Source organism: Halothiobacillus sp., from assembly GCF_027346185.1.
Classification (GTDB): Bacteria; Pseudomonadota; Gammaproteobacteria; order Halothiobacillales; family Halothiobacillaceae; genus Halothiobacillus.
Genome location: NZ_DAIESY010000010.1, coordinates 1 through 21,746, shown reverse-complemented (window position 1 = coordinate 21,746; position 21,746 = coordinate 1). Strand labels below are relative to the sequence as shown.

Below are 21,746 nucleotides of genomic sequence, written 5' to 3'. Positions count from 1 at the left end.
CGTGTGAGCGGGCGGTGAATTACTCGGCTGCGATAGATGGCGTCACGTTCTTTTTCTGCCCGGATTTGAGCGCAAAGGCGACGGGGATCATGAACAGGAAGCTGGCGAAAATCAGCACGAACGCATCGTGATAGGACAGCATATTGGATTGTTGGCTCAATACGTTGGCCAGAATGGCCGCGCCTTGGGGGGATTGTGGGGTCAGGTGCAGTGGGGCGAGATACTGCCAGACGAGCGGATTTTCGATCGTGATGCCGCCACCCAGCTGATTCCAGGCAACCTGAGCGTGTCGGCTGACCAAGGTGGCGACCAGCGAAATGCCGATAGAAGAGCCAACAGTTCGCACCAGGCTGTAAATCCCGGCCGCCTCGGCGGCGAAATGGGGTGCGAGCGTGGAAAATGCCGCCGTGGATAACGGCACGAAAATCATGCCGATGCCCGCCCCTTGGAACAGCAGTGGCCAGATAATCTGCCACGTGTTGATGTCGAGGTTGTATTGCATCATGCCCCAACTGCCGACGAGGCTCAGGGCGATGCCGGTAATGATGATCAGGCGGATATCGACTTTGCCAATAATGCGCCCCACAATCATCATTGCCACCATGCTGGCAATCCCGCGCGGCGCCAACGCCATGCCGGTCGTCATCACCGGATAGCCCATTTCCTGCTCCAGCATTAAAGGTTGAACGAAAATCGCACCGAACATGCCAAGCCCCATCAGGAGCATCACGCCATTGGCCAAGGTAAAGTTTCGATCCCGGAATATCTCAAGCGAAAAAACGGGTTTGCGGTTGGGCACAAAGCTCAGCCAGATGAAGAAAACCAATGCGACGACCGAAATAATGGCGGCCGTGACGATGGTCGAGGAAGAGAACCAGTTGTCCTGATTGCCCCGATCCAGCACGTATTGCAGACCGCCAATCGACAGCCCGAGCAGGGCGAAGCCCCACCAGTCCATCGTCCGTCCGGTCTTGCGTGGGATTCGCGGAGCAAATCGGCCGACGACGAACAACGCCAGCAGGCCGACGGGCAGGTTGATATAGAACGTCCAGCGCCAGTTGAAGGTCTCGGTGATCCAACCGCCGATGGTCGGGCCGAGAATGGGGCCGACCATCACCCCGATACCCCAGATCGCCATGGCCTTGCCCCGTTGATCCGGCGGGAACACCTGCACCATGATGGCTTGAGATAGCGGGACCAGTGCAGCACCGGCCACACCCTGCAGCAGGCGGAAACCGACAATCTGCGGCAGGTTGGCAGACAGACCGCACAAAGCCGAAGACAGCACGAACAGCCCGATACTGAGCATCAGGTATTCCCGTTGGCCGAATTTGTCCGTGAAGTAGCCGGTGAGCGGCATGATGATCGCGGAAGCCACCAGATAGCTGGTCAGTACCCAGGAAATCTGATCGGGCGAAGCCCCCAGATCACCGGCCATATAGGGCAGGGCAACCGAAGCGATGGTCGTATCGAGCACTTGCATGACGGTGGCCGCCATCACGGCAAGCGTGATCATCACGCGCTCGAAGGCGCTGAGTTTGCTCGCATCGAATAGAGGGATGGATTTGCTCATGGCTAGGGCTGATCTGTCCGGCTCTAGTGCGGGTTCGCTTTGGATGGCGTCACGAGTCCACTGAGCCCGATAATGCCTAGCAGTGACTGCATGAATTTTTCAGGGTTTTTTGTCAGTTCGATGCGGGTCGTCGTGCTGGTGCCGATGGGTAGATGGCGCTGCGTATCGGTGTCGTCCAGTACGATGCGAACCGGCACGCGCTGGGTGACCTTGACCCAATTGCCGGTAGCATTTTGTGGCGGAAGCAGCGAAAAGGCATTGCCTGCCCCTGCCGCAATCGAAAGCACGTGTCCTTTGAATACATGTCCCGGATAGATATCGGACTCGATCTGTGCCGGTTGCCCGACGCGGATTTCACCCAGTTCCGTCTCTTTGAAGTTGGCGTCCACCCATAAGCCGGTTGTGGCCACGATCGAGCAGACGGTTTGATGGGCACTGACGGGTTGGCCCGGTTCGATCGAGTAATTGGCGAGCCTGCCGGACATGGGCGCGCGCACGACAGTTTGGCTCAGGTTGTATTCCGCCAGCGCCAACTTGGCCTGTGCCGCCTTGATCCGATCATTCTCCGAGCCGCGGGCGCCTGCGCTGGCCTTGGTCTGATCCAGTTGCGCACGAGCCTGTTCAACGGCGGCTTTGGCTACTGCCAGGGCGGATTGGGCATCAGAAAGCGCCTGTTCGGATACGAATTGCTTGTTCTTGATGTTTGTCAACCGATACAAATGATCACGAGCCTGCTGGGCTGCTGCTTCCTGTCGCAGGAGCTCGGCCTGAGCCGTGATGATCGCTGCGTCAGCTGTTTGCTGCTCGCGCTTTGCCGCACTTAAACCGGCCTTTGCCGCATCCACCGCGAGTTGATAGGGCGTGGGGTCGAGCGTGAACAGCACGTCGCCTTTTTGCACGTCTTTATTGTTTTGCCACGGCGTAGTCTGAAGCAGACCAGATACTTCCGGCCCGATTTGCGTCTGATTGCCGTTGATGAACGCATCTTCGGTCGAAATGAATTGTTGGTTGTAGCGCAGATAGCCCAATCCCAGCCAGGCGGCCAGGAGCAGGAAAAACAGAATCAGGAACAGGCGGTGCCGAGAGGCTTTCGACCGGGGAGATGGCGCGGTGTGTCGTTGATTTTCGGATGCCTTGTCAAAGGCACCCGAAGCAGCAGCGGAAGGCTCGGGAGGCGTGTTTAAGGGCGCCTCAGATTTCGTCTCCTTCGCTGTTTGATTCATGACACATCTGCTCCAGATTTTGTTTTACTTTGCTCATCAGAAGAATGAATTCAGTACGCTCCTGATCGTCCAGTATTTCTAAAATGGCATGACGAACCATGCCAAGCTTCAGATCGGCTTCCCGGATTTCCGGCAGGGAAGAATCAATCAGCCAGATTGTTTTTGCTCGGCGATCGGTCGGTGCGACACGGCGCTCAATCCAGTTCAGACGTTCCAGACTGTCGAGCAGTTTGACCAGTGTCGGCCCTTCAATGGACAGCTCGCTCGCCAGTTCTTTCTGGGTGAGACCCTGACCCTCATCCCGCAGCACGCGAATGACGGACCATGCCGATGCCGTGAGGTTGTATTCCGCCAGTACACCATTGAGCTGGGACCGCCACATTCGCGTTGTATCGAAAAGCAGACGAGCAATCTGTTCATCCGACATCGTTGCGTATTCTTTGAGCATAATAGTAGCCACCTAATGATTTTTCAAGTTAATTATGTTTAGCATGAACCAATAATCGGGCACTACTTGGTTCTCCTTGCACTATCACCGCGGGCACCGGTTCATTGCCTCGCCGTATTATTCATGCGAATTAGGTCTTCCCAATAAATAAATGAGCCAGAAATCAATGAGCAAGTCTAAGCAGAGCGATTATATAAAAAAATATAGAGTTATAAATAAATTTAAGAAAGCCGACGATAAAAAAATCAATGGGGACGCCTGACGCCTTCGGCAATGCCTGCTGATGTGCCCTCCTGGGCGGGTAAATTGTTCTTGTGGGCCGAATGTTTTATGATACTTGCCCATCAACATTGCCGTTCTGGTCATCAGAGGTTTGTTTGCCGCCGATTCCTTTTGCGAATCTTCCGCTCGCCGCTTTGCATGAATTTCTGGTTGGCTTTTTCGTTTTAGGCATTATTTACTGATGGTTTTTTCATGACCAAATTTGTGTTCGTTACCGGTGGCGTGGTCTCTTCACTGGGTAAGGGTATTGCGGCGGCCTCCATAGGAGCCTTGCTGGAGTCTCGTGGGCTGCGCGTCACGCTGCTCAAGCTCGATCCTTATATCAATGTAGATCCCGGTACGATGAGCCCTTTCCAGCATGGCGAGGTTTTTGTTACGGAGGATGGCGCGGAAACCGATCTGGATCTGGGGCATTACGAGCGCTTCGTGCGCAGCCCGGTCGGCAAGCGCAATAATTTCACCACCGGCCGTGTGTACGAGTCGGTTATTCGTCGAGAGCGGCGCGGCGATTATCTCGGTGGCACCGTGCAGGTTATCCCGCACATCACCGATGAGATCAAACGCCGCGTTCTGGAAGGCAGCAAGGGATATGACGTTGCGTTGGTTGAAATCGGCGGCACGGTGGGTGACATCGAATCGTTGCCTTTCCTTGAGGCGATCCGGCAGATGGGGGTGGAGTTGGGCCGCGAGCGGGCAATCTACATGCACCTGACACTGGTGCCGTTCATCCGCACCGCAGGTGAAGTCAAGACCAAGCCGACGCAACACTCTGTCAAGGAATTGCGTTCCATCGGGATTCAACCCGACATCCTTTTGTGCCGTTCGGAAGTGAGCCTGCCGGACGATGAACGCCGCAAGATTGCGCTGTTCACCAATGTCGATTTCGATGCCGTGATCTCTTCGGTGGATGCAGACACGATCTACCGCGTACCGCGCTTGCTGCACGCGCAAAAACTCGACGAAATCGTCCTGCGCAAATTGCATATCCAGACCGGTTCTGCCGATCTGACCGAATGGGATCGTGTCGTCGAAGCGCAGACCAAACCCGACCGCATCGTGGATATCGCGATGGTCGGTAAATATGTCGATCTGCTGGATGCGTACAAGAGCCTGAACGAAGCCTTGCTGCATGCCGGTATTCAAACCCGCACGCGGGTGAATATCCACTACTTCGATTCAGAGCGTTTTGAGCGCGAGCCGACAACCGTGCTTGAGATGATGGATGCGATCCTCGTTCCGGGCGGTTTTGGCGAGCGCGGTGTCGAAGGCAAGATTGCGGCCGTCCGCTTCGCTCGGGAATCCCGCAAACCGTATCTGGGCATCTGCCTCGGTATGCAGGTGGCCGTGATCGAGTATGCCCGTCATGTCGCTGGCCTTGTTGATGCGCACTCGACCGAGTTCCGCAAGGACACCCCCCATCCCGTGATCGCGTTGATCACCGAGTGGCGGGATGAGCACGGTGAGTTGATCCTGCGTGACGAAAAAACCGATCTTGGCGGCACAATGCGTCTCGGGGCACAGCGTTGCGAGTTGACCCCGGGCAGCCGCGCGGCCTTGGCTTACGGCAAGACGGAAATCAGCGAACGTCATCGCCACCGTTACGAATTCAATAATGGATACCAGAAAACGCTCGAAGAGGCCGGTATGGTCTTCTCCGGCTTCTCTGCCGAGAACCATCTGGTTGAAACCATCGAATTGCCTGAACACCCGTTCTTTATTGCCAGCCAGTTCCACCCGGAATTCAACTCGACTCCGCGCGACGGTCATCCCCTGTTCACCGCATTCATCCAGGCCGCATTAGCGCAGCGTGCCGGTGGTGCCGATGAGGAAGTTGCCGAATGAATCTGTTGAATTTCAAGGTGGGTTTGGATCAACCCCTGTTTCTGATCGCCGGCCCCTGTGTGATCGAGTCGGAAACGCTGGCGCAGGAAACGGCAGGAAGGCTTAAGGAAATCGCCCAGCAATTGAATATCCCGTTCATCTACAAAAGCTCGTTCGACAAGGCCAACCGCTCTTCCGGTGCGAGTTTCCGTGGTCCGGGTCTGGAGCAGGGCTTGGCGATACTGGAGCGCGTCAAATCGGTCATCGGTGTGCCGGTGTTGACCGATGTGCACGAAGATACGCCGCTCAATGAAGTGGCCGCCGTTGTCGATGTTTTGCAGACACCCGCATTCCTGTGCCGACAAACCAACTTCATCCAGAACGTTGCCCGTCAGGGTAAGCCCGTGAATATCAAGAAAGGGCAGTTCCTAGCTCCCTGGGATATGGGCAACGTGGTGGATAAGGCGCGTGCAGTGGGCAATGACCAGATCATGGTCTGCGAGCGCGGTGCCAGTTTCGGCTACAACAATCTGGTTTCCGATATGCGCAGTCTCGCCGTGATGCGCCAAACCGGTGCGCCGGTCGTGTTCGACGCAACCCATTCGGTGCAGTTGCCGGGGGGGCAGGGCGCCAGTTCTGGTGGACAGCGGGAATTTGTGCCCGTGTTGGCTCGAGCTGCTGTTGCCGCCGGTGTGGCGGGATTGTTTATGGAAACGCATCCTGATCCGGCCAAGGCTTTGTCCGATGGGCCGAATGCCTGGCCGCTTGATCAGATGGCAGAGCTATTGCATACCTTGGTGGAGATTGATCGTCTTGTGAAAGGCGCCGGTTTCCTCGAACAGGCGTTGATGACGCGGTAAACCCCATTTCCGGCCGCCTGTCGCCAAGGTGTCATGCGGCCAACACATACTTAAACTTTGTACTAATCTGGAGAAACCCTATGACAGTCATTGAAGGCCTGCGTGCCCGACAAGTAATCGATTCCCGCGGCAATCCCACGGTTGAGGCCGAAGTCCAAGTGACAGGCGGCTTCGTGGGGCGAGCCATTGTTCCCTCGGGCGCATCGACAGGTACACGAGAAGCCATCGAACTGCGCGACGGCGATAAATCCCGTTTCGGCGGCAAAGGTGTCTCCCGTGCAGTTGCTAACGTCAATGGTGAAATTGCTACTGCTATCAAGGGCATGGATGTGAACGATCTGGCCGCGATTGATGCGGCGATGATCAAGCTCGACGGCACCGAGAACAAATCCCGTTTAGGCGCAAATGCCATTCTGGCGGTTTCTTTGGCCGCAGCACATGCAGGCGCTGCCGCTGCCGGCAAACCCTTGTTCGAATACCTGGGTAAAGGCAAAGGTGTGACCCTGCCGGTGCCGATGATGAATATCATCAACGGTGGCGCGCACGCCGACAACTCGGTGGATATGCAGGAATTCATGATTATCCCTGCGGGTGCACCCAGCTTCAGTGAAGCGCTGCGCTATGGCACCGAAGTATTCCACACACTGAAAAAAGTGCTCCACGACCGTGGCTTGAATACGGCGGTAGGCGATGAGGGCGGTTTTGCACCTGATCTGCCCTCGAACGAAGCGGCCATCCAGATCATCATCGAAGCCATTAAACTGGCTGGCTTTGAGCCTGGCAAAGACGTGTTCATCGGGCTCGATGCGGCCAGCTCCGAATTTTATAAAGATGGCAAGTACCATCTCACGGCAGAAGGCCGCGCCTACACTTCAGCCGAAATGGTTGACCTGCTGGTGGACTGGGCCAGCAAATACCCCATCCTCTCCATCGAAGACGGTATGGCTGAACAAGACTGGGACGGCTGGGCGCTGTTGACCGAGCGTTTGAAGAGCAAGGTTCAGCTCGTGGGTGATGACATATTCGTCACCAACGCCAAGATTCTGCGTGAAGGTATCGACAAGCACATCGGTAATTCGATTCTGATCAAGGTCAACCAGATCGGCACCCTGACTGAAACCCTCGATACCATGCGCCTGGCCGAGGAAAACGGGTACACCAACGTGGTATCGCATCGTTCGGGTGAAACGGAAGACACCACTATCGCCGATCTTGCCGTGGCGACCAATGCCGGTCAGATCAAAACCGGCTCCATGTCCCGTTCCGACCGGATGGCCAAGTACAACCAGCTTCTGCGGATCGAAGAAGCATTGGGGGCACGCGCCATATTCCCGGGCGTTGCCGTATTCCGTCGCGCATAAGATCATTCGACCACAAATTGTCGATATGAATCGAACCATCCGCCAATCTCTACTCATAGGGTTGCTGATCATTCTTGGCATCCTTCAGTGGCGGCTCTGGTTCGGTGAGTCTTCGCTGCGTGAGCTTTGGCACAAGCAGGCCCGATTGGCGGATATGCTGCAAACACAAGAGGCATTGACCGAACGTAATCGACGGTTACTCGCGGAGGTGGATGATCTCAAGACAGGTTTGGGCACCGTTGAGGCACTTGCTCGTCTGGATTTGGGGATGATCGGCCCGAATGAGACCTTCTACCAGGTCATTGAAGATGCTCAAACCGAACAGATCACCCCCAATACGCTAACTGCACCGCAAACCATTTCGGGGAATCCCGAACCCAACCCATCGGCGCCATCAACCGGATCGGGGCAGGGTACGGCTGCTACAGCGGTCAATCCCGCGACCAGCGCACACTGATTTTTGGGCTCAAGTTTCTTTGATTTCGTCGTCTTTATCCCCGAATGATTCGATCATCGATGATTGGTGGCTGGTGCTGCCTGCCGCCGGTGCTGGGCGGCGTATGGGCGCCGATCAACCCAAACAGCATCTCAGAATTGATCGGCGGACTCTGGTTGAAGTCACCCTGTCTCGTTTCATCGGCTTGCCCGGATTGAAAGGGGCTGTACTGGCACTGGCAGCAGGTGATGAACTGACGCCGAAGCTTCTGGCTTCTTTTTCGGCGTTCCCGCTCCACTTCACCCCAGGTGGTGCCAGCCGTTCAGATAGCGTGCTGGCCGCATTGAACTATCTTTCCGGCAGACAGGCGGTTGACCGGCAAAGTTGGGTCTTGGTGCATGATGCCGCGCGTCCCTGTGTACGACCTGCCGATGTTTACAAGTTGCTCGAAGCAGTACGAGGTTCGGATGCGGGTGGTTTACTGGCGGTACCCGTGCGGGACACCCTGAAACAGGCGGATGAGCGGAACTGTGTTTCGATGACCGTGCCGCGAGACGGCGTGTTTCATGCGCTCACACCCCAGGCATTCAGGCTGGGGCCTTTGGCTACGGCAATGGATCGCGCTCATCAGGATGGTGTGATCCTCACGGACGAATCCTCGGCGATGGAGCATGTCGGCATGAAACCGTTGTTGGTGAAAGGACATGCCGATAACCTCAAGATCACGCATCCCGATGATTTGCCGTTGGCTAGATTGATTTTGCAGGCCCAGTCTGCCTGGGTTGGCGACATGTCATCTCCTGAATAAACCGAACTGGATAAACCCATGGGAGCAGTTATGAGCGAGCAACAACCGTCGTCATTCCAGTCCGTGCCTTGGCGGGTCGGGCATGGGTTTGATGTGCACGCGTTCAAGCCGGGCGACCACCTGATGATCGGCGGGGTTCGTATCCCGTTCGATCAGGCGTTCAAGGCACATTCAGATGGTGATGTGTTGATTCACGCTTTTTGCGATGCCCTGTTGGGTGCCGCGGGTTTGGGGGATATCGGGCAGCATTTTCCGGATACGGATCCGGCGTACCTCGGGATCGACAGCACACGTTTGCTGACCCGTGTGCATGCGCTTTTGGTGTCACACCAATGGCGTATCGGCAATGCCGACTTGACGATCATTGCCGAGGCGCCTCGAATGAGTGCCCATATCCCGGTAATGCGGACGCGATTAGCCGATCTTCTGCAGATGGATGTCGGTGCGCTGAACATCAAAGCCACCACGACCGAGCGCTTGGGCTTTACCGGTCGGGGTGAGGGTATCGCGGCAGAGGCCGTGGTGATGATTGTTCGCAAGGACGTGACCAGTCGGTTATCAATCTGACAGGCTGCTGGCCGTTCTGTTAGTTATTCTGTTTGGTGGTCTCCCCTGATTCTGCCTGGATGATGGAAGATCAACCCCAACCCTGCTGCCCGACTTTACGCTCAAAGTACAAAAAAACCCCAGCAAAAAACTGAGAGTTTGACTGTGTGTGCCCACAATCCGTCCATTTTGCGTCAGCATCCTGTTACTGGGCTACGGTCGCCTCAATATGCTTGATGAAGGTCTTAGGAGGTTCGTACCCTACGACCTGCTGCGCCTTTTGTTCCACACCCTGTGCATTGAAAAAGACAATGGTCGGTGGACCTAGTATGCCAAACCGCTTGAAAAGCGTCTTGTCATCGGCGTTGTTGGCGGTCACATCCGCCTGCAGCAGTACAAAGGGCCGTAGGGCAGCGATCACACTAGGGTCACTGAAGGTATTGTGTTCCATCTCCTTGCATGACACGCACCAGTCGGCATAAAAATCGAGCATGACGGGCTTGCCTTCGGCCTTGGCCTGGGCAAGTTTGCTGTTGAGATCATCCAGATTCTTCACCCGTGTGAAGGAGCGCATAGCCGTCGTCTGAGCACCGTTGCCTTGCGTTCCCATGCTCAGTCCGGCCAAGGGGGAGAATACACTCCCCTTGCCGCCCGTTGCCACACCCACCAGGATCAGCACGCCCCAAATCAGCAGAATGACACCCAGCGTTTTCCACAGCCGGGACCAGCCGGAAGCTGCTTCCCTGAGCGGGTCGGTTGCACTGAGGTAGACGGCCGCGCCAATCAGAAGAATGCCCCAGAGTGCTTGAGCCACGATATCTGGCACGATACGTTCAAGCATCCAGATGGCGACGCCCAGCATCAGCACGCCAAATACATTTTTGACGGCATCCATCCAGGCACCGGCGCGCGGCAGGAACTTGCCACCCAGTGTACCCACGATGATCAGCGGCAGTCCCATGCCGATACTCATGGCAAACAAGGCAGTGCCGCCAAGTACCGCGTCACCTGTTTGCCCGATGTAGATAAGCGCGCCGGCGAGGGGTGGTGCCATGCAGGGACCGACGATTAGCGCGGAGAGCAGGCCCATGATGGCCACACCGATGAGCGTGCCTCCCTGCTGGTTATTCTGAACCTGCATGATTTTCGATTGCAGAGAGGAGGGGAGTTGCAGTTCAAAGAACCCGAACATCGAGAAGGCCAGAGCAACGAAAATGCCCGCAAAAGCCGTTAGTATCCAGGGATTCTGGAAGGCCGCCTGCAGGTTTGAGCCAAACAGTCCTGCAAGAATTCCCGCTATCGTGTAGGTGACTGCCATCGCCAGTACGTACACGACGGAGAGGATAAAAGCCTTGCGCGTGGTGATGTTTTCGCCCTGACCGGCAATGATCCCCGCAAGAATCGGAATCATCGGGAAGACACAGGGGGTGAATGCTAGCAACAGACCAATGACCAGGAAGCCGAGAATAATGGTCCACAGGCTGCCAGTTTGCAGTTCATGGGTAATGGCGTCGGTCTGGCTGCGTTGCACGGGTTCCAATTGAGCAGGTTGCTGCGCTTCGGTAGCAGCGGAATTCATGCTGCCCGTCAGACTGGCAACATTGACCAGGCTGGTTTTTGGTGCCGAAGCCAGCGTCTCAACTGCACCTGTTTTGAAATTCACTTTCCAGGCGTGTTCGGTGGGTGGGTAGCACAGACCTGCATCGGCGCAACCTTGCGAGCCGACCACAACAATGGCCGTATTGCTTTTACCGGGCTCGATGCCTACCTTCGCATCGAGGTTGTGGTAAAACACTTCGGTTTTCCCGAACCCCGGATCATCAACTATCTTGCCATTTGGTATGGAGCCTGTGGTGATCCTGGCATCGGTATCAGCTAGCCCGATTTTGATGCGATCACGATAGAGGTGGTAGTTATCGGCGATATCCCAGTGAAGCAGAATGGTGCTATTTTCCAGCTGAATGCTTGCCTTGAAAGCCTGCTCGGGATCAAGTAGTTGCTCTTCACTACCGCCTAATGAAGAAAGGCTGCTGAGGCTGGATGGCGCAGCTGATGAGGGTTTCGTGGAGTCCGCAGGCAGACTGACCGTGACATCCTGTGTCTGCGGCGGATAGCACACGCCCTGGGTATCGGAACACCCCTGATATTTGAGCTTTAATTTGGCCTCGCCCGCCAGACTGGCTTCAATTGGTACCTGGACGGTGAAGTCCTGCTTGTAAACGACAAGTTTGCCAAAGTAGGGGTCGTCGTCGACCACTCCTTCTGGTAAGACAGGCTTGCCAAGTTTAAGTGAATCGGTTTGCGAAGTGATTGCGATTCGATCACGGTAGAGATGGTAACCATTGGCGACATGAAATTTGAGCTCGATATCGCTGCCGTTTACTGCTGCTGTCGCATGGAAGGCCTCTTGCGGATCAAGAAGGTCGGCGCTTTTCGCACTGGAATAGAACAACACAGATGAAAACAGTAACAGGCCAGTGAGCGTCGCCTTGAGAATATTGTACAGGGACATGTGGTTGGAACACCTTTATGTTGTGAGTAATTTCAAGCCAGTGGGACCCGAATCATGCGCAAAGATTCCTGCTCGTGTTGTGCTAGACCAAAATTTATGTCCACGAGGTCTAATTGTTTGCCGCATTGAATTTTTTCCAGATTGGCACCACTATGCCTTCAAGGAACCTGAGATTCGATCAGAGTTTCTTTGGGAATCTCTGCACGAATCCATCCGTGGCTTCGTGGGCTTACGCCAGCTGTCGCGTTCAGAAACACTCGGGCCGCTGGGCCCTTCGGCCCGTGCAATGCACTTCAATGACATATGTCAATGATTGTCTGGGCCTCCATGTCCTCCACGGTAAGACCCGCATTTGTGCAGACCTTCACGTGGGATCAGTGTTTAGTATGCAAATAAATTGATGCCTTTGCATCGCTCAATCCATGAAGGTTTTTGATGATGAATCCGTTATCTCTTATCGCTCTATTGCCCGTGATCGAAATTGTCCTGCTCATCGGAATGGGCGCGCTGTTCGGTTTTTGGTTTACCCTGGCCTGGATCATCGCTACGGCTGCTGTGGGCGTTTATCTGCTTCGGAGAATGCGTGGAGCATTTCAAATTGGCTCCCCCCTTGATCCAGTCGCTGAGTCGTTGCCACAAGACCCGATGGGGACTTTTGCAACGTGGATTGGCGCTATTCTCCTGATCCTGCCAGGCCCTCTGACTGATTTGCTGGGTTTGGTTCTTGTGATGCCTTGGTTGAGAAAACTGACGTTCGGTGTCTGGATGGCAAGGAATCTGCACAAGATTGTCATGAAGCGAAAGGGTCATGGGCAGATCTACGAAGGCGAGATTGTCGATGTGCAGCAGGAGCGCCGAGTCATTCGGCGGGGCGACGGGGATCATGATAAATAAGTAGAAATAGTCCCTTCGCGGGATGCTAAGGCTGTGATCCTGAACATCGGAGATTTCGCTTTGGCTTTCCTAAGAAATCTCTGCACGAATCCACCCCTGGCTTCGCGGGCTTACGCCAGCTGCGCGTTCAGATACGCTCGGACCGGTACACGCCCGGCCCGTGCTCCGCATTTCAATGAATTACGTCATTGAGCGGCAGAGCATCCATGCCCTGCACGGGAAGGTCCGTATTTGTGCTGACCTTGCCTAACAAACTTTGCCCATGAAGTTGTTTGCGCCAAGAGGGATCGCTCATTGAGATGGGCGTATATATCAAGCAATAAAAAACCCCGTCTAAAATGACGGGGTTTTGTTTGGACATCCAGTCTCAGGAATAAGATACCTTTTACTTCACTTTGCCTACACTGACATCGCCGATGGACGCTGCTTTTTCAACGACAAATGGCGCGCCTTTGTAACAGTCTTTCATGCAGCGTTGGTTTGCGGTGTCCGGTCCACTGTTGGTCACATAAAGGGGTTCGCCCGGCATTTTGATTTTAGGCAGTGAAGTCTTGTCACAGACAAAATCACTACCTACACCGGGGATGCTGGCCAGATTCATGACGTAACAGGTAACAGAGTATGACTCGTCAGTGGTGAGTGTGCCGGGTGCATAGAAAGGCATATGACGATGAATCATATCCATGAGCGTCGGCGCATTGCCCCAGTTGTTGTTCAGACCGCGGTTACTCACGGCATCCACGCCAGCTTTCGCTGATGCTTCGAACTCGTCAACCGGATCGCCGACCATTTTCGGGTACCCGTGCGCACCTTCACCAAAATCACCGTGACACATGGCGCACTGTTCATTGTAGATTTTTTCACCGGCGCTGACCGTTCCCTTGCCTTCAGGCAGGTTTGTACCGTCATAGAAGTAGGAAATATCCCAGGGCTTGATGGCCGCGTCGGTGATGTTCATCCCTACGCCTAGCACCTTGGGCGCACTTTTCAGCGCTGCGTTATCAAACGCGAACGCATTGGCACTCAGACTCAGAGCAACGGCGGCAGCGGCAAGCCCAAGGCTCCAATTAGACATTTTCGATTTGGACATTCTTCACCTCGCCAGTCTTCTCAATCTTCCAGACCTGAATTGAATTCTTGTGATAGATGCTGTTAAAGCCACGCACCTCACGCAACTGCTTCAGCGTGGGTTGCACATAACCTGATTCATCGGTTGCGCGGCTCATGATCAGCGCTTCTTCACCATCCCATTCGAACGGGAGGGTGAACTTGGTTAAGCACTTGTTAAGTACAGGTTCGACCAGGTTCGCTTGTTTCCAGTTTTTGCCGCCATCGACAGAGACATCGACATGGGCAATTTTGCCGTAGCCGGACCATGCAATCCCACGAATTTCGTAGGTACCTTTGCCATTCATCTTGAAGTCGGGGCAAGGATAGTTGATAACGGAGTTGGCTTCGTTGACGAGATCGAACTGACGGATCATGCCATTGGGCAATACTTCGATGTAGTGTTTGGTTTCTTGATACGTTACCAGTGGCTTGTCAACGAACATCAACCGACGCAGGTATTTGGTGGAGATGTTGGCTTCAAAACCCGGGATGAAGAGACGAATCGGATACCCGTTTTCAGGGCGCAGTGGTTCACCGTTCTGAGCGTAACAAACCATCGCGTCTCGGTAGTGACTGGTGTATTCGGCCGGGATTGGGCGACCGTGTTGATCGACAGCACCTTCCATCGGCACGGAACGTTGCAGTGCCGAACCGTCGGTACCTTCGCCGTAGAACCAGGTTGCCTTGGGATCAACGCCAACCATTTCCATCAGGGTGGTCAGCTTGACGCCGGTCCACTCTGAGCAGCTCATCATGCCGTGGGTGAATTGCAGGGAGTCCATCTGAACACCACGCCACTCCATCGCACCGTTTGCCGGGCATTCTAGGAAGTGAATTGCTGTGTGTGAAGGCAGGCGCTTGAGGTCATCAACCGTGAAGATCATCGGCTGTTTAACCATGCCATGGACCACGAGGTGATGCTTGCTTGGATCAACATCCACGGCGCCAGCGTGGTAACGTTCGAAGTGCAGGCCATTAGGGGTGATAATCCCATGCAGGTCTTGCCATGGTGTGAAGCTGATCGATGCGATGGTATCCGCTGTCAGCCAGCCAACATTGCGCCGAACCACGCCACTTTCATATTTGGAGGGTAAGCCATAAGGAACGGAAACAACGCCCCGGCCCAACATGTGGCGGGTGGGTTCGTTTTGCAAAGGTGTGGTCCAGGTTTTCAGACCATCACCTGCATAGGCTGCGCTGGTCGCAGCGATGGCGGCGCCACCGGCTGCCAGGGCAACACTCTTTCGCAGGAACTTGCGACGATCACTCGACGCTTCGCCTGCCTTTTTCGTGCCTTCTGGCACGGTGTTAATCATATTTTCTGACATTGCTCACTCCTGCACTGTAGGCAATTGCAAGGATCTTTTTAAGGGATCCACCCGGCAAAAAAACCATTCTCCGACAACGGTATTTTGCACGCTGTTTTCTAACGTAAGAAATTCACGCTTTCAACGAGACTCGGCATTCTTCATGGTTCTTCATCATTGGTCAATCAATCTGTATTGATTTACGATCACAAAATTCGATCATGAAATTTTCGAGCCCTAAGAATCTACATCAGGTGCCGCTAATATACAATGTGTGCCTTCCCTTAGTGTTTCTATGGGCATTAAAACTAATCAATGCTGGGCGCTGACGTTGCTGCGTTATGCACAAGCCCCTTGAATCCGATAAAGCAAAGGCAATCTATGAGAATTTCGGTTCAGACCGAGGATTTTGACGTGAATTCAGTGCTGGCAGAACTCCGTGGGCGTTGTGCGCATGTCGGGGCTGTCGCTTGTTTTCTGGGTACGGTTCGGGACATGAACGACGCGCGTGATGTGGCCGTTCTGACGTTGGAACACTACCCAGGCATGACGGAGCGCGCGCTTGAGCGTGTGGCCACGGAAGCGAAGTCTCGCTGGCCGGTTGCGGGCGTCACGATCATTCATCGTTATGGCGCTTTGTTTCCCAGTGATCAGATCGTTCTGGTCGCTGTGGCCAGCGCACACCGCCACGATGCGCTCGAAGCCTGCACATTCATGATGGACTATCTGAAAACTCATGCGCCTTTCTGGAAGAAGGAAACCGATTCTTCCGGCGCAAGCTGTTGGGTTGATGCAAGGGAGAGCGACGCGGTGGCCCGTGATCGCTGGTTTGCCGATTTCGATCCGCCTGTTGCGGAATAAGTGGCGTTATTTTGTTGATTCTTTTTGCCTGTGTCTGTATGAGGATTTCTTTTGCAACCTATTGATATTGCGCAGCGTCAGTTGATTGAGCAGCTGGCGCCGATCACCGAGTCGGAGCTGATTCCGCTGGAGACTGCACTGGGGCGGTTTCTGGCGGAGAATGTTTTTGCACAGCAGGATGTGCCCGCGGGTGATATAAGCCTGTTCGATGGTTATGCTGTTAGAGCGCCTTTGGCTTGCGGTTCATCGCGCCAGGTGGCGGGGGTCACTTATGCGGGTGATGCACCAGCCGCTCTGCCTGAAGGAGATGTTGTCTGGCGGATATTTACCGGGGCGCCGTTACCTGAGGGGGCGAATGCCGTCATCGCTCAGGAATCCGTAACGCGTTCGGATTCGCATACCGTGACATTGCACGAAACCATGTCCCCAGGGGCAGGGGTGCGGCCTAAAGGCACCGATAGCCGTCATGGTCAGCGCGTGCTGTCTGCCGGAACCCGTTTGGATGCGGCCGAGCTTGGTTTGCTGGCATCCATCGGCTGTGCGCAGGTACGGGTTGTTCGCAAGCCGCGAGTTGCTATTTTTACGACGGGCAACGAGTTGGTCTCGCCCGGCCTGCCTCTGGAGCCAGGCAAGATTTACAACAGCAATCACATCACTCTGGTTTCCGCATTGTCGCGTCTCGGTGTCGAGATTGTTGATCTGGGTGTCTTGCCGGATGAAGCCTCCTCCATCCGTACGGCGCTGTTGGCGGCAGCAAAAGACGTCGATCTGGTGCTGACTTCTGGCGGCGTATCTGTCGGGGAAGCGGATTTGGTGCGGAGGGTTGTGTCGGACATCGGTGTCATCGATTCATGGCGGGTCTTCATGAAGCCGGGTAAACCGTTGGCTTTCGGCCGGATCGGGTCGGTGCCATTCATTGGCTTGCCGGGCAACCCTGTCTCGACCTTTGTGACCTTTTTCCTGTTCGTTCGTCCGGCTTTGCGTGCGCTGGCGGGTGGCGATCCTCAGATCGACCTGCCGCCGCTGAGTCTGCCGCTGGCCCGGGACTGGGTGTCGGGTGATCGCCCGGAGTTCATCCGCGTGCGGCGTGAGCGAGCGGCTTCGGGTGAAACGCGATTGCAGCCGTTTGAAAACCAGAATTCGGGCCTGTTGAGTTCGATCGCCTGGGCGGATGGCGTGGCCCTTATTCCAGCCGATCGCAGGCTTTCGTGTGGTGACAGGGTTAATTATTTCCCCTTTGAAGGATGGTATCTGTGAGCAATCAACAATTAACCCATATCGATGAGACCGGTGCCGCGCGCATGGTGGATGTGGGCGCAAAACCCCATACGGAACGTGTGGCTTTGGCGGAGTCGTTTATCCGCATGCAGCCTGAAACGCTGGCATTGATTCTTTCCGGTGGTCACAAGAAGGGAGATGTACTGGCTGTGGCCCGCGTCGCCGGCATCATGGCCGCAAAGAAAACCTGGGATCTGATTCCGATGTGCCACCCGCTCCTGCTGACCAAGGTGGCGGTTACCTTGACGCCTGACGAGCAGAACCAAGGTATTCATATCCTTGCTGAATGCCGCCTGAGTGGGCAAACCGGCGTGGAGATGGAGGCATTGACGGCTGCCTCCGTAGCGGCGTTGACGCTCTACGACATGTGCAAGGCTGTGGATCGCGGCATGGTGATCGAATACACCCGTTTGCTGGAAAAGCATGGCGGGAAAACCGGTTCCTGGGTGCGTTGAAGTTAAATTGCTCTTGCGCCCGTGTATTTTTTAAAACATAACGCTTGAATTGCACTTATTTTACGGCTATCGTTATTTCCACTGATACCTAGCGAACTCCTGCACGAGTAAGCAAGTCGTCGAATGCTCAGAACTCCGACCTCTGAGCATTCCTGTGCAATCGGCAGCCAATTTAGTGGCGTCGATATCGTCTTCCACTGGCCACGTCTGGTTTGATCGGTGATGGCTGTTTAGGATTCGAAAGGTTTAACTATGTCAAATTTGGTGGACCCATTCGGTCGCACAATCGATTATCTGCGACTGTCGGTCACGGACCGTTGCGACTTGCGTTGCTTCTACTGCATGCCGGAAGGGTTTAACGACTTCGAAGTGCCGGAACACTGGTTGACGGCTGATGAAATCGAACGATTGCTGGGCGTGATGGCCGGGATGGGTTTGCGCCGGGTGCGTATTACCGGCGGCGAGCCCTTGGTGCGCCGTGGAATCGAGGACATCGTTCGTCGTATTGATGCGCTGCCCGGTATTCGGGATATTGCACTTTCCACCAATGCCACGCGCCTGGGGAAAATGGCCGCACCGTTGAAGGCGGCGGGAGTCGACCGCATTAACGTGAGCCTCGATACGCTGGATGCCGAACGCTTCAAACAGATTACGCAGGGCAAGCTCAGCAAGGTGATCGATGGTTTGATGGCCGCCAAAGATGCAGGGTTGTCTCCCATCAAGCTCAATATGGTCGTCATGAAAGGTGTCAACGAAGATGACATCGAATCGGTGCTGGAATTCTGTATCGAGCATGGGTTCGTGTTGCGCATGATCGAAACCATGCCGATGGGCGATACCGGTCGTGATGCACTGGATCATTACATCAGTCTGCAAACCATCAAGCAGCGGCTTTCGGAGCGTTATCCGTTGATTCCGGTCATTAATCCGGTCGATGGCGCCGGGCCTGCCCGTTACCTGCAAATAGCGGGCACAGATACCCAGGTCGGGTTCATTACGCCCATGTCCGAGCATTTCTGCGGTACCTGCAATCGGGTTCGCTTGTCGGTAGATGGCACCATGTATATGTGCCTTGGGCAGGAACACAACTTTTCATTCCGTCCCCTACTGCGCAGTGGTATCCCAGATGATGAGCTCAAAGAAGCCATCATTGCAGCCATCGGCCTGAAGCCCGAGCGGCACGAGTTTCAGGACAAGCCGGAAAAGGTCATTCGCTTTATGTCGATGACGGGTGGCTGATATCCACCCGAGTCCTTCTCACGTCATATCGGTAGGAAAACGATAATCTCAGGCTTCTTCTGTGCGGGCGTTTTCGATCAGGCGTTCTGCCAGTTTCTTTCCATTGGTCAGGCAGTCGCCGACCGCGATACCGCCCCGCCAGTTTCCATTCAGGCTCAATCCCGGTAGTGCGATCAGCCGCTGGGTAATCTTTTCTTGCAATTCAAGATAGCCAAGCTCGTACTGTGGAATGGCCCGTGCCCAGTATTTCACGCGCAAGAACTCCGGCTTGCCCTTGATGCCGAGCAGCGGCGAAAGATCACCCAGAACGCGATCCAAGAGTTCCTGATCACTTCCTTCTGCCGCTTCGGGGTGCTTGCGTCCGCCGATAAATGCGGTGAGCAGGACCTTTCCATCCGGTGTGCGATTCGCAAATAAAGTCGAGGAGAACAGAACGCCCAAGGTGCGTTTTTTCTCCTTGGAAGGCAGCAGCAAGCCAAACCCATCCAGTGGATGCGCAACTTCAGACCGATCGAATCCCATGACGACGGATGAGACGGGGGGATATTCTATGGAGGCCAGCGATTCGGCCAATACACCGTCGACTTCGCCAAGTAATTGGGCACTGATGTGCGCGGGCGTGCTCAATATGAGTTGTCTGGTGTGAAATGTTTTGCCTTGATCTGATTCCACCGACCAACCGCCCTCGGGCAGTTGCCGGATGTGGATGATGGCAGAGTCCAACTGATTGTCGCCCCGGCCAGATGTCGTGATCGCCGATGCCAGTGCGTCGGTGAGTGTTTGTAGCCCTCGCTTGAAACTGAACAGCTTGCCCTTCGCAGGTTGGGTGACCGGAGCCGGGTTGGTTTTGGCCGCTTTCATTTTTGCAATGCCTCCGCGAATCAGGGAGCCTGACTCGTGTTCCAGAGCGTAGATTTTGGGGATGGCTGCCTGCACGGACAGTCGGTTCGGGTCGCCCGCATACACGCCCGATACGAAGGGGTCGACAGCCCAATCGAGAAAGCCTTGCCCCAGACGCCGTTGAACGAATTCGGCTATTGTCTCTTCCTTGTCGACGGGTTTTATCCAGGCTTCGCGTGCCAGATGCCATAGATCACTCACACTGAAAAGCGGGCTGGTGAACAGCTCCAAAGGATTTCCCGGCAACGCCACGGGATGCCCGTTTTTGGCTACGAAGCGCTTTTTGGCCAAGGCATTGGCTTCGATGATTTCGCTGCCCAGATCAAGCGCGCTTAAAAGTGCAGCCATTTCTGGCGTTTGCATCAGGCTGTTGGGCCCGAGTTCACGCAACCAGCCGTCTTCTTGCACACTCCCCACGGCGCCGCCAACCCGGGATGAGGCCTCCAGCAGCGTGACAGTTTTGCCCATTTGCGTGAGATGGTAGGCGGTTGCCAGGCCACTGATGCCGCCACCGATGACGAGATAGGGGCAGTTGATTGGTTCTGGGGCATTCGAACGAGAATTCACGAAGCAGGCGTCCTATAAGATAAGTGGAGTCATTAAGATTTAAAAACCGTTTTATATTTTGAGTATATCGTGAGGCCACTGCGTTCGAGTGTTGGTCGGCAAACTTTTCAAGGGGTAGGGGATATGACGACGATATCGAATCAAGATGGGTCAAAAGAGGTCGTGCTTCTGGGGGGTACCGGATTTGTCGGTCGTGCGCTGGCCTCTTTGTTGAGTCAACAGGGGTATTCGGTGACGATTCCGACCCGACATGCCGCGCGCCATCGTGATATGGCTCTGATGCGCGTGGTGCGTTTGATCGGTGGAACGCCTGCTGCTGCGGACATGGCAAACCACCGCCGTAAGCAGAGCTGGCATGAAGTTTTGTCTGAAGGTTCGATTCTGATCAATCTGATCGGGATACTCAACGAGCCACTGCATAACGGTGAGGGTTTCGAGCAGGCGCATGTCAACACGACACAAATAGCGCTGGAGGCGGCTGCCAAGGCGGGCGTCAAACGTTATCTGCATATGAGCGCACTCGGTGCCGATGCGAACAACGGCAGCAGTTTCTATCTGCGCAGCAAGGGCAAGGCCGAGGATTGGGCGCATGAGTTTGGCGAACAGCACGGGATTGCGGTCACGAGTTTCCGGCCATCGGTTATTTTTGGTCCGCAGGATTCATTTCTGAATCGGTTTGCCAAGTTAGCGCGACTGATACCCGGAGTATTCCCGCTGGCCTGTGCCGATGCGCGTTTTGCCCCAGTGTATGTCGGGGACGTGGCGGATCAGTTCGTGGCGGCAATTACGGATACTTCAACCATTGGCAAGCGCATCGATCTGTGCGGCCCCACCGAATATCGATTGCGTGAGTTGGTCGCCTATGCGGCCAAAACCTCGGGTCATCCCCGTATGGTGATCGGCTTGCCCGACTGGGCCGCACGGTTGCAGTCCAGGGTCTTGGAGTGGGTGCCGGGACAACCATTTACCCGCGACAACTACGATTCGTTGCAGACGCCGAGTATCTGTGCCGAAGGTTGTGCGCTGCAAACCACTCGACTCGAACGCATTGCGCCAGGTTATCTCGGTAAATTGATTGGTAGGCATGCTGGGTGAAAATGAATTTTTCCTGCTTAGGGAAGCTCTGAATAATTCCATCCTGGAATTCTCAAAGCACGCAAAGCAAAAGATGTGACTTATGCTTTGCTTCATTTTCAATCACCTACGTGATTGAAAATGGCGGCACGTCCTTGTGCCGCACGGAACCTCTGATTTAATCAGAGGTT

Annotated in this window: 19 protein-coding genes; 12 read left to right on the top strand and 7 right to left on the bottom strand. The window is 55.0% G+C overall.

Annotated features, from left to right (window positions below; translation table 11 throughout):
• Positions 1-19: 19 nt before the first annotated feature.
• From M7R55_RS01050 to M7R55_RS01040, 3 genes are read right to left on the bottom strand one after another with little or no spacing between them, the layout of a single operon-like run.
• The gene (locus tag M7R55_RS01050; protein ID WP_298217707.1) at positions 20-1,573 is read right to left on the bottom strand and encodes a DHA2 family efflux MFS transporter permease subunit; all 1,554 of its coding nucleotides are present in this window, start codon (positions 1,571-1,573) and stop codon (positions 20-22) included.
• Between the two features lie 23 nt (positions 1,574-1,596).
• Positions 1,597-2,796 (bottom strand): HlyD family secretion protein, encoded by a 1,200-nt coding sequence (locus M7R55_RS01045; protein ID WP_298217704.1) that lies wholly within the window; start codon positions 2,794-2,796, stop codon positions 1,597-1,599.
• Positions 2,765-3,244: a MarR family transcriptional regulator gene (locus M7R55_RS01040; RefSeq protein ID WP_298217702.1), complete on the bottom strand. Its 480-nt coding sequence runs from the start codon at positions 3,242-3,244 to the stop codon at positions 2,765-2,767. Before M7R55_RS01040 ends, M7R55_RS01045 begins: the two co-directional genes overlap by 32 nt.
• A gap of 474 nt (positions 3,245-3,718) precedes the next feature.
• On the opposite strand from M7R55_RS01040, the gene M7R55_RS01035 reads away from it, so the two are divergent.
• The 6 genes from M7R55_RS01035 (at position 3,719) to ispF (ending at position 9,379) form a co-directional block, all read left to right on the top strand.
• Complete coding sequence (locus tag M7R55_RS01035) at positions 3,719-5,368, top strand: CTP synthase (protein WP_298217700.1); 1,650 nt, start codon at positions 3,719-3,721, stop codon at positions 5,366-5,368.
• Positions 5,365-6,207, top strand: a complete 843-nt coding sequence (gene kdsA / locus M7R55_RS01030) for a 3-deoxy-8-phosphooctulonate synthase (RefSeq protein WP_298217698.1) — start codon at positions 5,365-5,367, stop codon at positions 6,205-6,207. The genes M7R55_RS01035 and kdsA overlap by 4 nt, the downstream gene beginning before the upstream one ends.
• Before the next feature lie 80 nt (positions 6,208-6,287).
• Positions 6,288-7,568, top strand: coding sequence for a phosphopyruvate hydratase (eno, locus tag M7R55_RS01025; RefSeq protein ID WP_298217695.1), 1,281 nt, complete (start codon positions 6,288-6,290; stop codon positions 7,566-7,568).
• 25 nt (positions 7,569-7,593) lie between these two features.
• A complete protein-coding gene (locus M7R55_RS01020) occupies positions 7,594-8,025 on the top strand; it encodes a septum formation initiator family protein (protein WP_298217693.1) in 432 nt (143 codons plus the stop codon).
• Between the two features lie 19 nt (positions 8,026-8,044).
• Positions 8,045-8,812, top strand: a complete 768-nt coding sequence (ispD, locus tag M7R55_RS01015) for a 2-C-methyl-D-erythritol 4-phosphate cytidylyltransferase (RefSeq protein WP_298217690.1) — start codon at positions 8,045-8,047, stop codon at positions 8,810-8,812.
• Between the two features lie 30 nt (positions 8,813-8,842).
• Positions 8,843-9,379: a 2-C-methyl-D-erythritol 2,4-cyclodiphosphate synthase gene (gene ispF / locus M7R55_RS01010; RefSeq protein ID WP_298217689.1), complete on the top strand. Its 537-nt coding sequence runs from the start codon at positions 8,843-8,845 to the stop codon at positions 9,377-9,379.
• Positions 9,380-9,563: 184 nt separating this feature from the next.
• Here ispF and M7R55_RS01005 read toward each other — a convergent pair whose 3' ends face one another.
• Positions 9,564-11,870: a protein-disulfide reductase DsbD gene (locus M7R55_RS01005; RefSeq protein WP_298217687.1), complete on the bottom strand. Its 2,307-nt coding sequence runs from the start codon at positions 11,868-11,870 to the stop codon at positions 9,564-9,566.
• 435 nt (positions 11,871-12,305) lie between these two features.
• Here M7R55_RS01005 and M7R55_RS01000 point away from each other — a divergent pair, with 435 nt between their 5' ends.
• Entirely contained in the window at positions 12,306-12,764 is a 459-nt protein-coding gene (locus M7R55_RS01000; protein WP_298217716.1) for an FxsA family protein, read from the top strand.
• Positions 12,765-13,149: 385 nt separating this feature from the next.
• On the opposite strand, the gene M7R55_RS00995 is transcribed toward M7R55_RS01000, so the two are convergent.
• Together M7R55_RS00995 and soxC are read right to left on the bottom strand one after the other, a co-directional pair.
• Entirely contained in the window at positions 13,150-13,839 is a 690-nt protein-coding gene (locus M7R55_RS00995) for a c-type cytochrome (protein ID WP_298217685.1), read from the bottom strand.
• Positions 13,832-15,202: a sulfite dehydrogenase gene (soxC, locus tag M7R55_RS00990; protein WP_298217683.1), complete on the bottom strand. Its 1,371-nt coding sequence runs from the start codon at positions 15,200-15,202 to the stop codon at positions 13,832-13,834. The genes M7R55_RS00995 and soxC overlap by 8 nt, the downstream gene beginning before the upstream one ends.
• A 360-nt stretch (positions 15,203-15,562) precedes the next feature.
• Between soxC and M7R55_RS00985 the strand changes: the two genes are divergently transcribed.
• The 4 genes from M7R55_RS00985 to moaA all read left to right on the top strand — a co-directional run bounded on the left by M7R55_RS00985 (position 15,563) and on the right by moaA (position 19,014).
• The gene (locus M7R55_RS00985) at positions 15,563-16,042 is read left to right on the top strand and encodes a molybdenum cofactor biosynthesis protein MoaE (RefSeq protein WP_298217681.1); all 480 of its coding nucleotides are present in this window, start codon (positions 15,563-15,565) and stop codon (positions 16,040-16,042) included.
• Between the two features lie 51 nt (positions 16,043-16,093).
• Entirely contained in the window at positions 16,094-17,299 is a 1,206-nt protein-coding gene (gene glp / locus M7R55_RS00980; RefSeq protein WP_298217679.1) for a gephyrin-like molybdotransferase Glp, read from the top strand.
• Positions 17,296-17,775: a cyclic pyranopterin monophosphate synthase MoaC gene (gene moaC / locus M7R55_RS00975; RefSeq protein WP_290679979.1), complete on the top strand. Its 480-nt coding sequence runs from the start codon at positions 17,296-17,298 to the stop codon at positions 17,773-17,775. The genes glp and moaC overlap by 4 nt, the downstream gene beginning before the upstream one ends.
• A 252-nt stretch (positions 17,776-18,027) precedes the next feature.
• Positions 18,028-19,014, top strand: a complete 987-nt coding sequence (moaA, locus tag M7R55_RS00970) for a GTP 3',8-cyclase MoaA (protein ID WP_298217676.1) — start codon at positions 18,028-18,030, stop codon at positions 19,012-19,014.
• A 48-nt stretch (positions 19,015-19,062) separates the two neighbouring features.
• Here moaA and hemG read toward each other — a convergent pair whose 3' ends face one another.
• Positions 19,063-20,481 carry a protoporphyrinogen oxidase gene (hemG, locus tag M7R55_RS00965; protein ID WP_298217674.1) on the bottom strand — a complete coding sequence of 473 codons (1,419 nt, stop codon included), beginning with the start codon at positions 20,479-20,481 and terminating at the stop codon, positions 19,063-19,065.
• A gap of 123 nt (positions 20,482-20,604) precedes the next feature.
• Between hemG and M7R55_RS00960 the strand changes: the two genes are divergently transcribed.
• A complete protein-coding gene (locus M7R55_RS00960; RefSeq protein WP_298217673.1) occupies positions 20,605-21,576 on the top strand; it encodes a complex I NDUFA9 subunit family protein in 972 nt (323 codons plus the stop codon).
• The last annotated feature ends 170 nt before the right edge of the window (positions 21,577-21,746 follow it).

Coding starts and splice junctions, on each gene's coding strand:
- M7R55_RS01050 (WP_298217707.1), bottom strand. CDS start 1,573: ATGAGCAAATCCATCCCTCTATTCGATGCGAGCAAACTCAGCGCCTTC.
- M7R55_RS01045 (WP_298217704.1), bottom strand. CDS start 2,796: ATGAATCAAACAGCGAAGGAGACGAAATCTGAGGCGCCCTTAAACACG.
- M7R55_RS01040 (WP_298217702.1), bottom strand. CDS start 3,244: ATGCTCAAAGAATACGCAACGATGTCGGATGAACAGATTGCTCGTCTG.
- M7R55_RS01035 (WP_298217700.1), top strand. CDS start 3,719: ATGACCAAATTTGTGTTCGTTACCGGTGGCGTGGTCTCTTCACTGGGT.
- kdsA (WP_298217698.1), top strand. CDS start 5,365: ATGAATCTGTTGAATTTCAAGGTGGGTTTGGATCAACCCCTGTTTCTG.
- eno (WP_298217695.1), top strand. CDS start 6,288: ATGACAGTCATTGAAGGCCTGCGTGCCCGACAAGTAATCGATTCCCGC.
- M7R55_RS01020 (WP_298217693.1), top strand. CDS start 7,594: ATGAATCGAACCATCCGCCAATCTCTACTCATAGGGTTGCTGATCATT.
- ispF (WP_298217689.1), top strand. CDS start 8,843: ATGAGCGAGCAACAACCGTCGTCATTCCAGTCCGTGCCTTGGCGGGTC.
- M7R55_RS01005 (WP_298217687.1), bottom strand. CDS start 11,870: ATGTCCCTGTACAATATTCTCAAGGCGACGCTCACTGGCCTGTTACTG.
- M7R55_RS01000 (WP_298217716.1), top strand. CDS start 12,306: ATGATGAATCCGTTATCTCTTATCGCTCTATTGCCCGTGATCGAAATT.
- M7R55_RS00995 (WP_298217685.1), bottom strand. CDS start 13,839: ATGTCTAATTGGAGCCTTGGGCTTGCCGCTGCCGCCGTTGCTCTGAGT.
- soxC (WP_298217683.1), bottom strand. CDS start 15,202: ATGTCAGAAAATATGATTAACACCGTGCCAGAAGGCACGAAAAAGGCA.
- M7R55_RS00985 (WP_298217681.1), top strand. CDS start 15,563: ATGAGAATTTCGGTTCAGACCGAGGATTTTGACGTGAATTCAGTGCTG.
- moaA (WP_298217676.1), top strand. CDS start 18,028: ATGTCAAATTTGGTGGACCCATTCGGTCGCACAATCGATTATCTGCGA.
- M7R55_RS00960 (WP_298217673.1), top strand. CDS start 20,605: ATGACGACGATATCGAATCAAGATGGGTCAAAAGAGGTCGTGCTTCTG.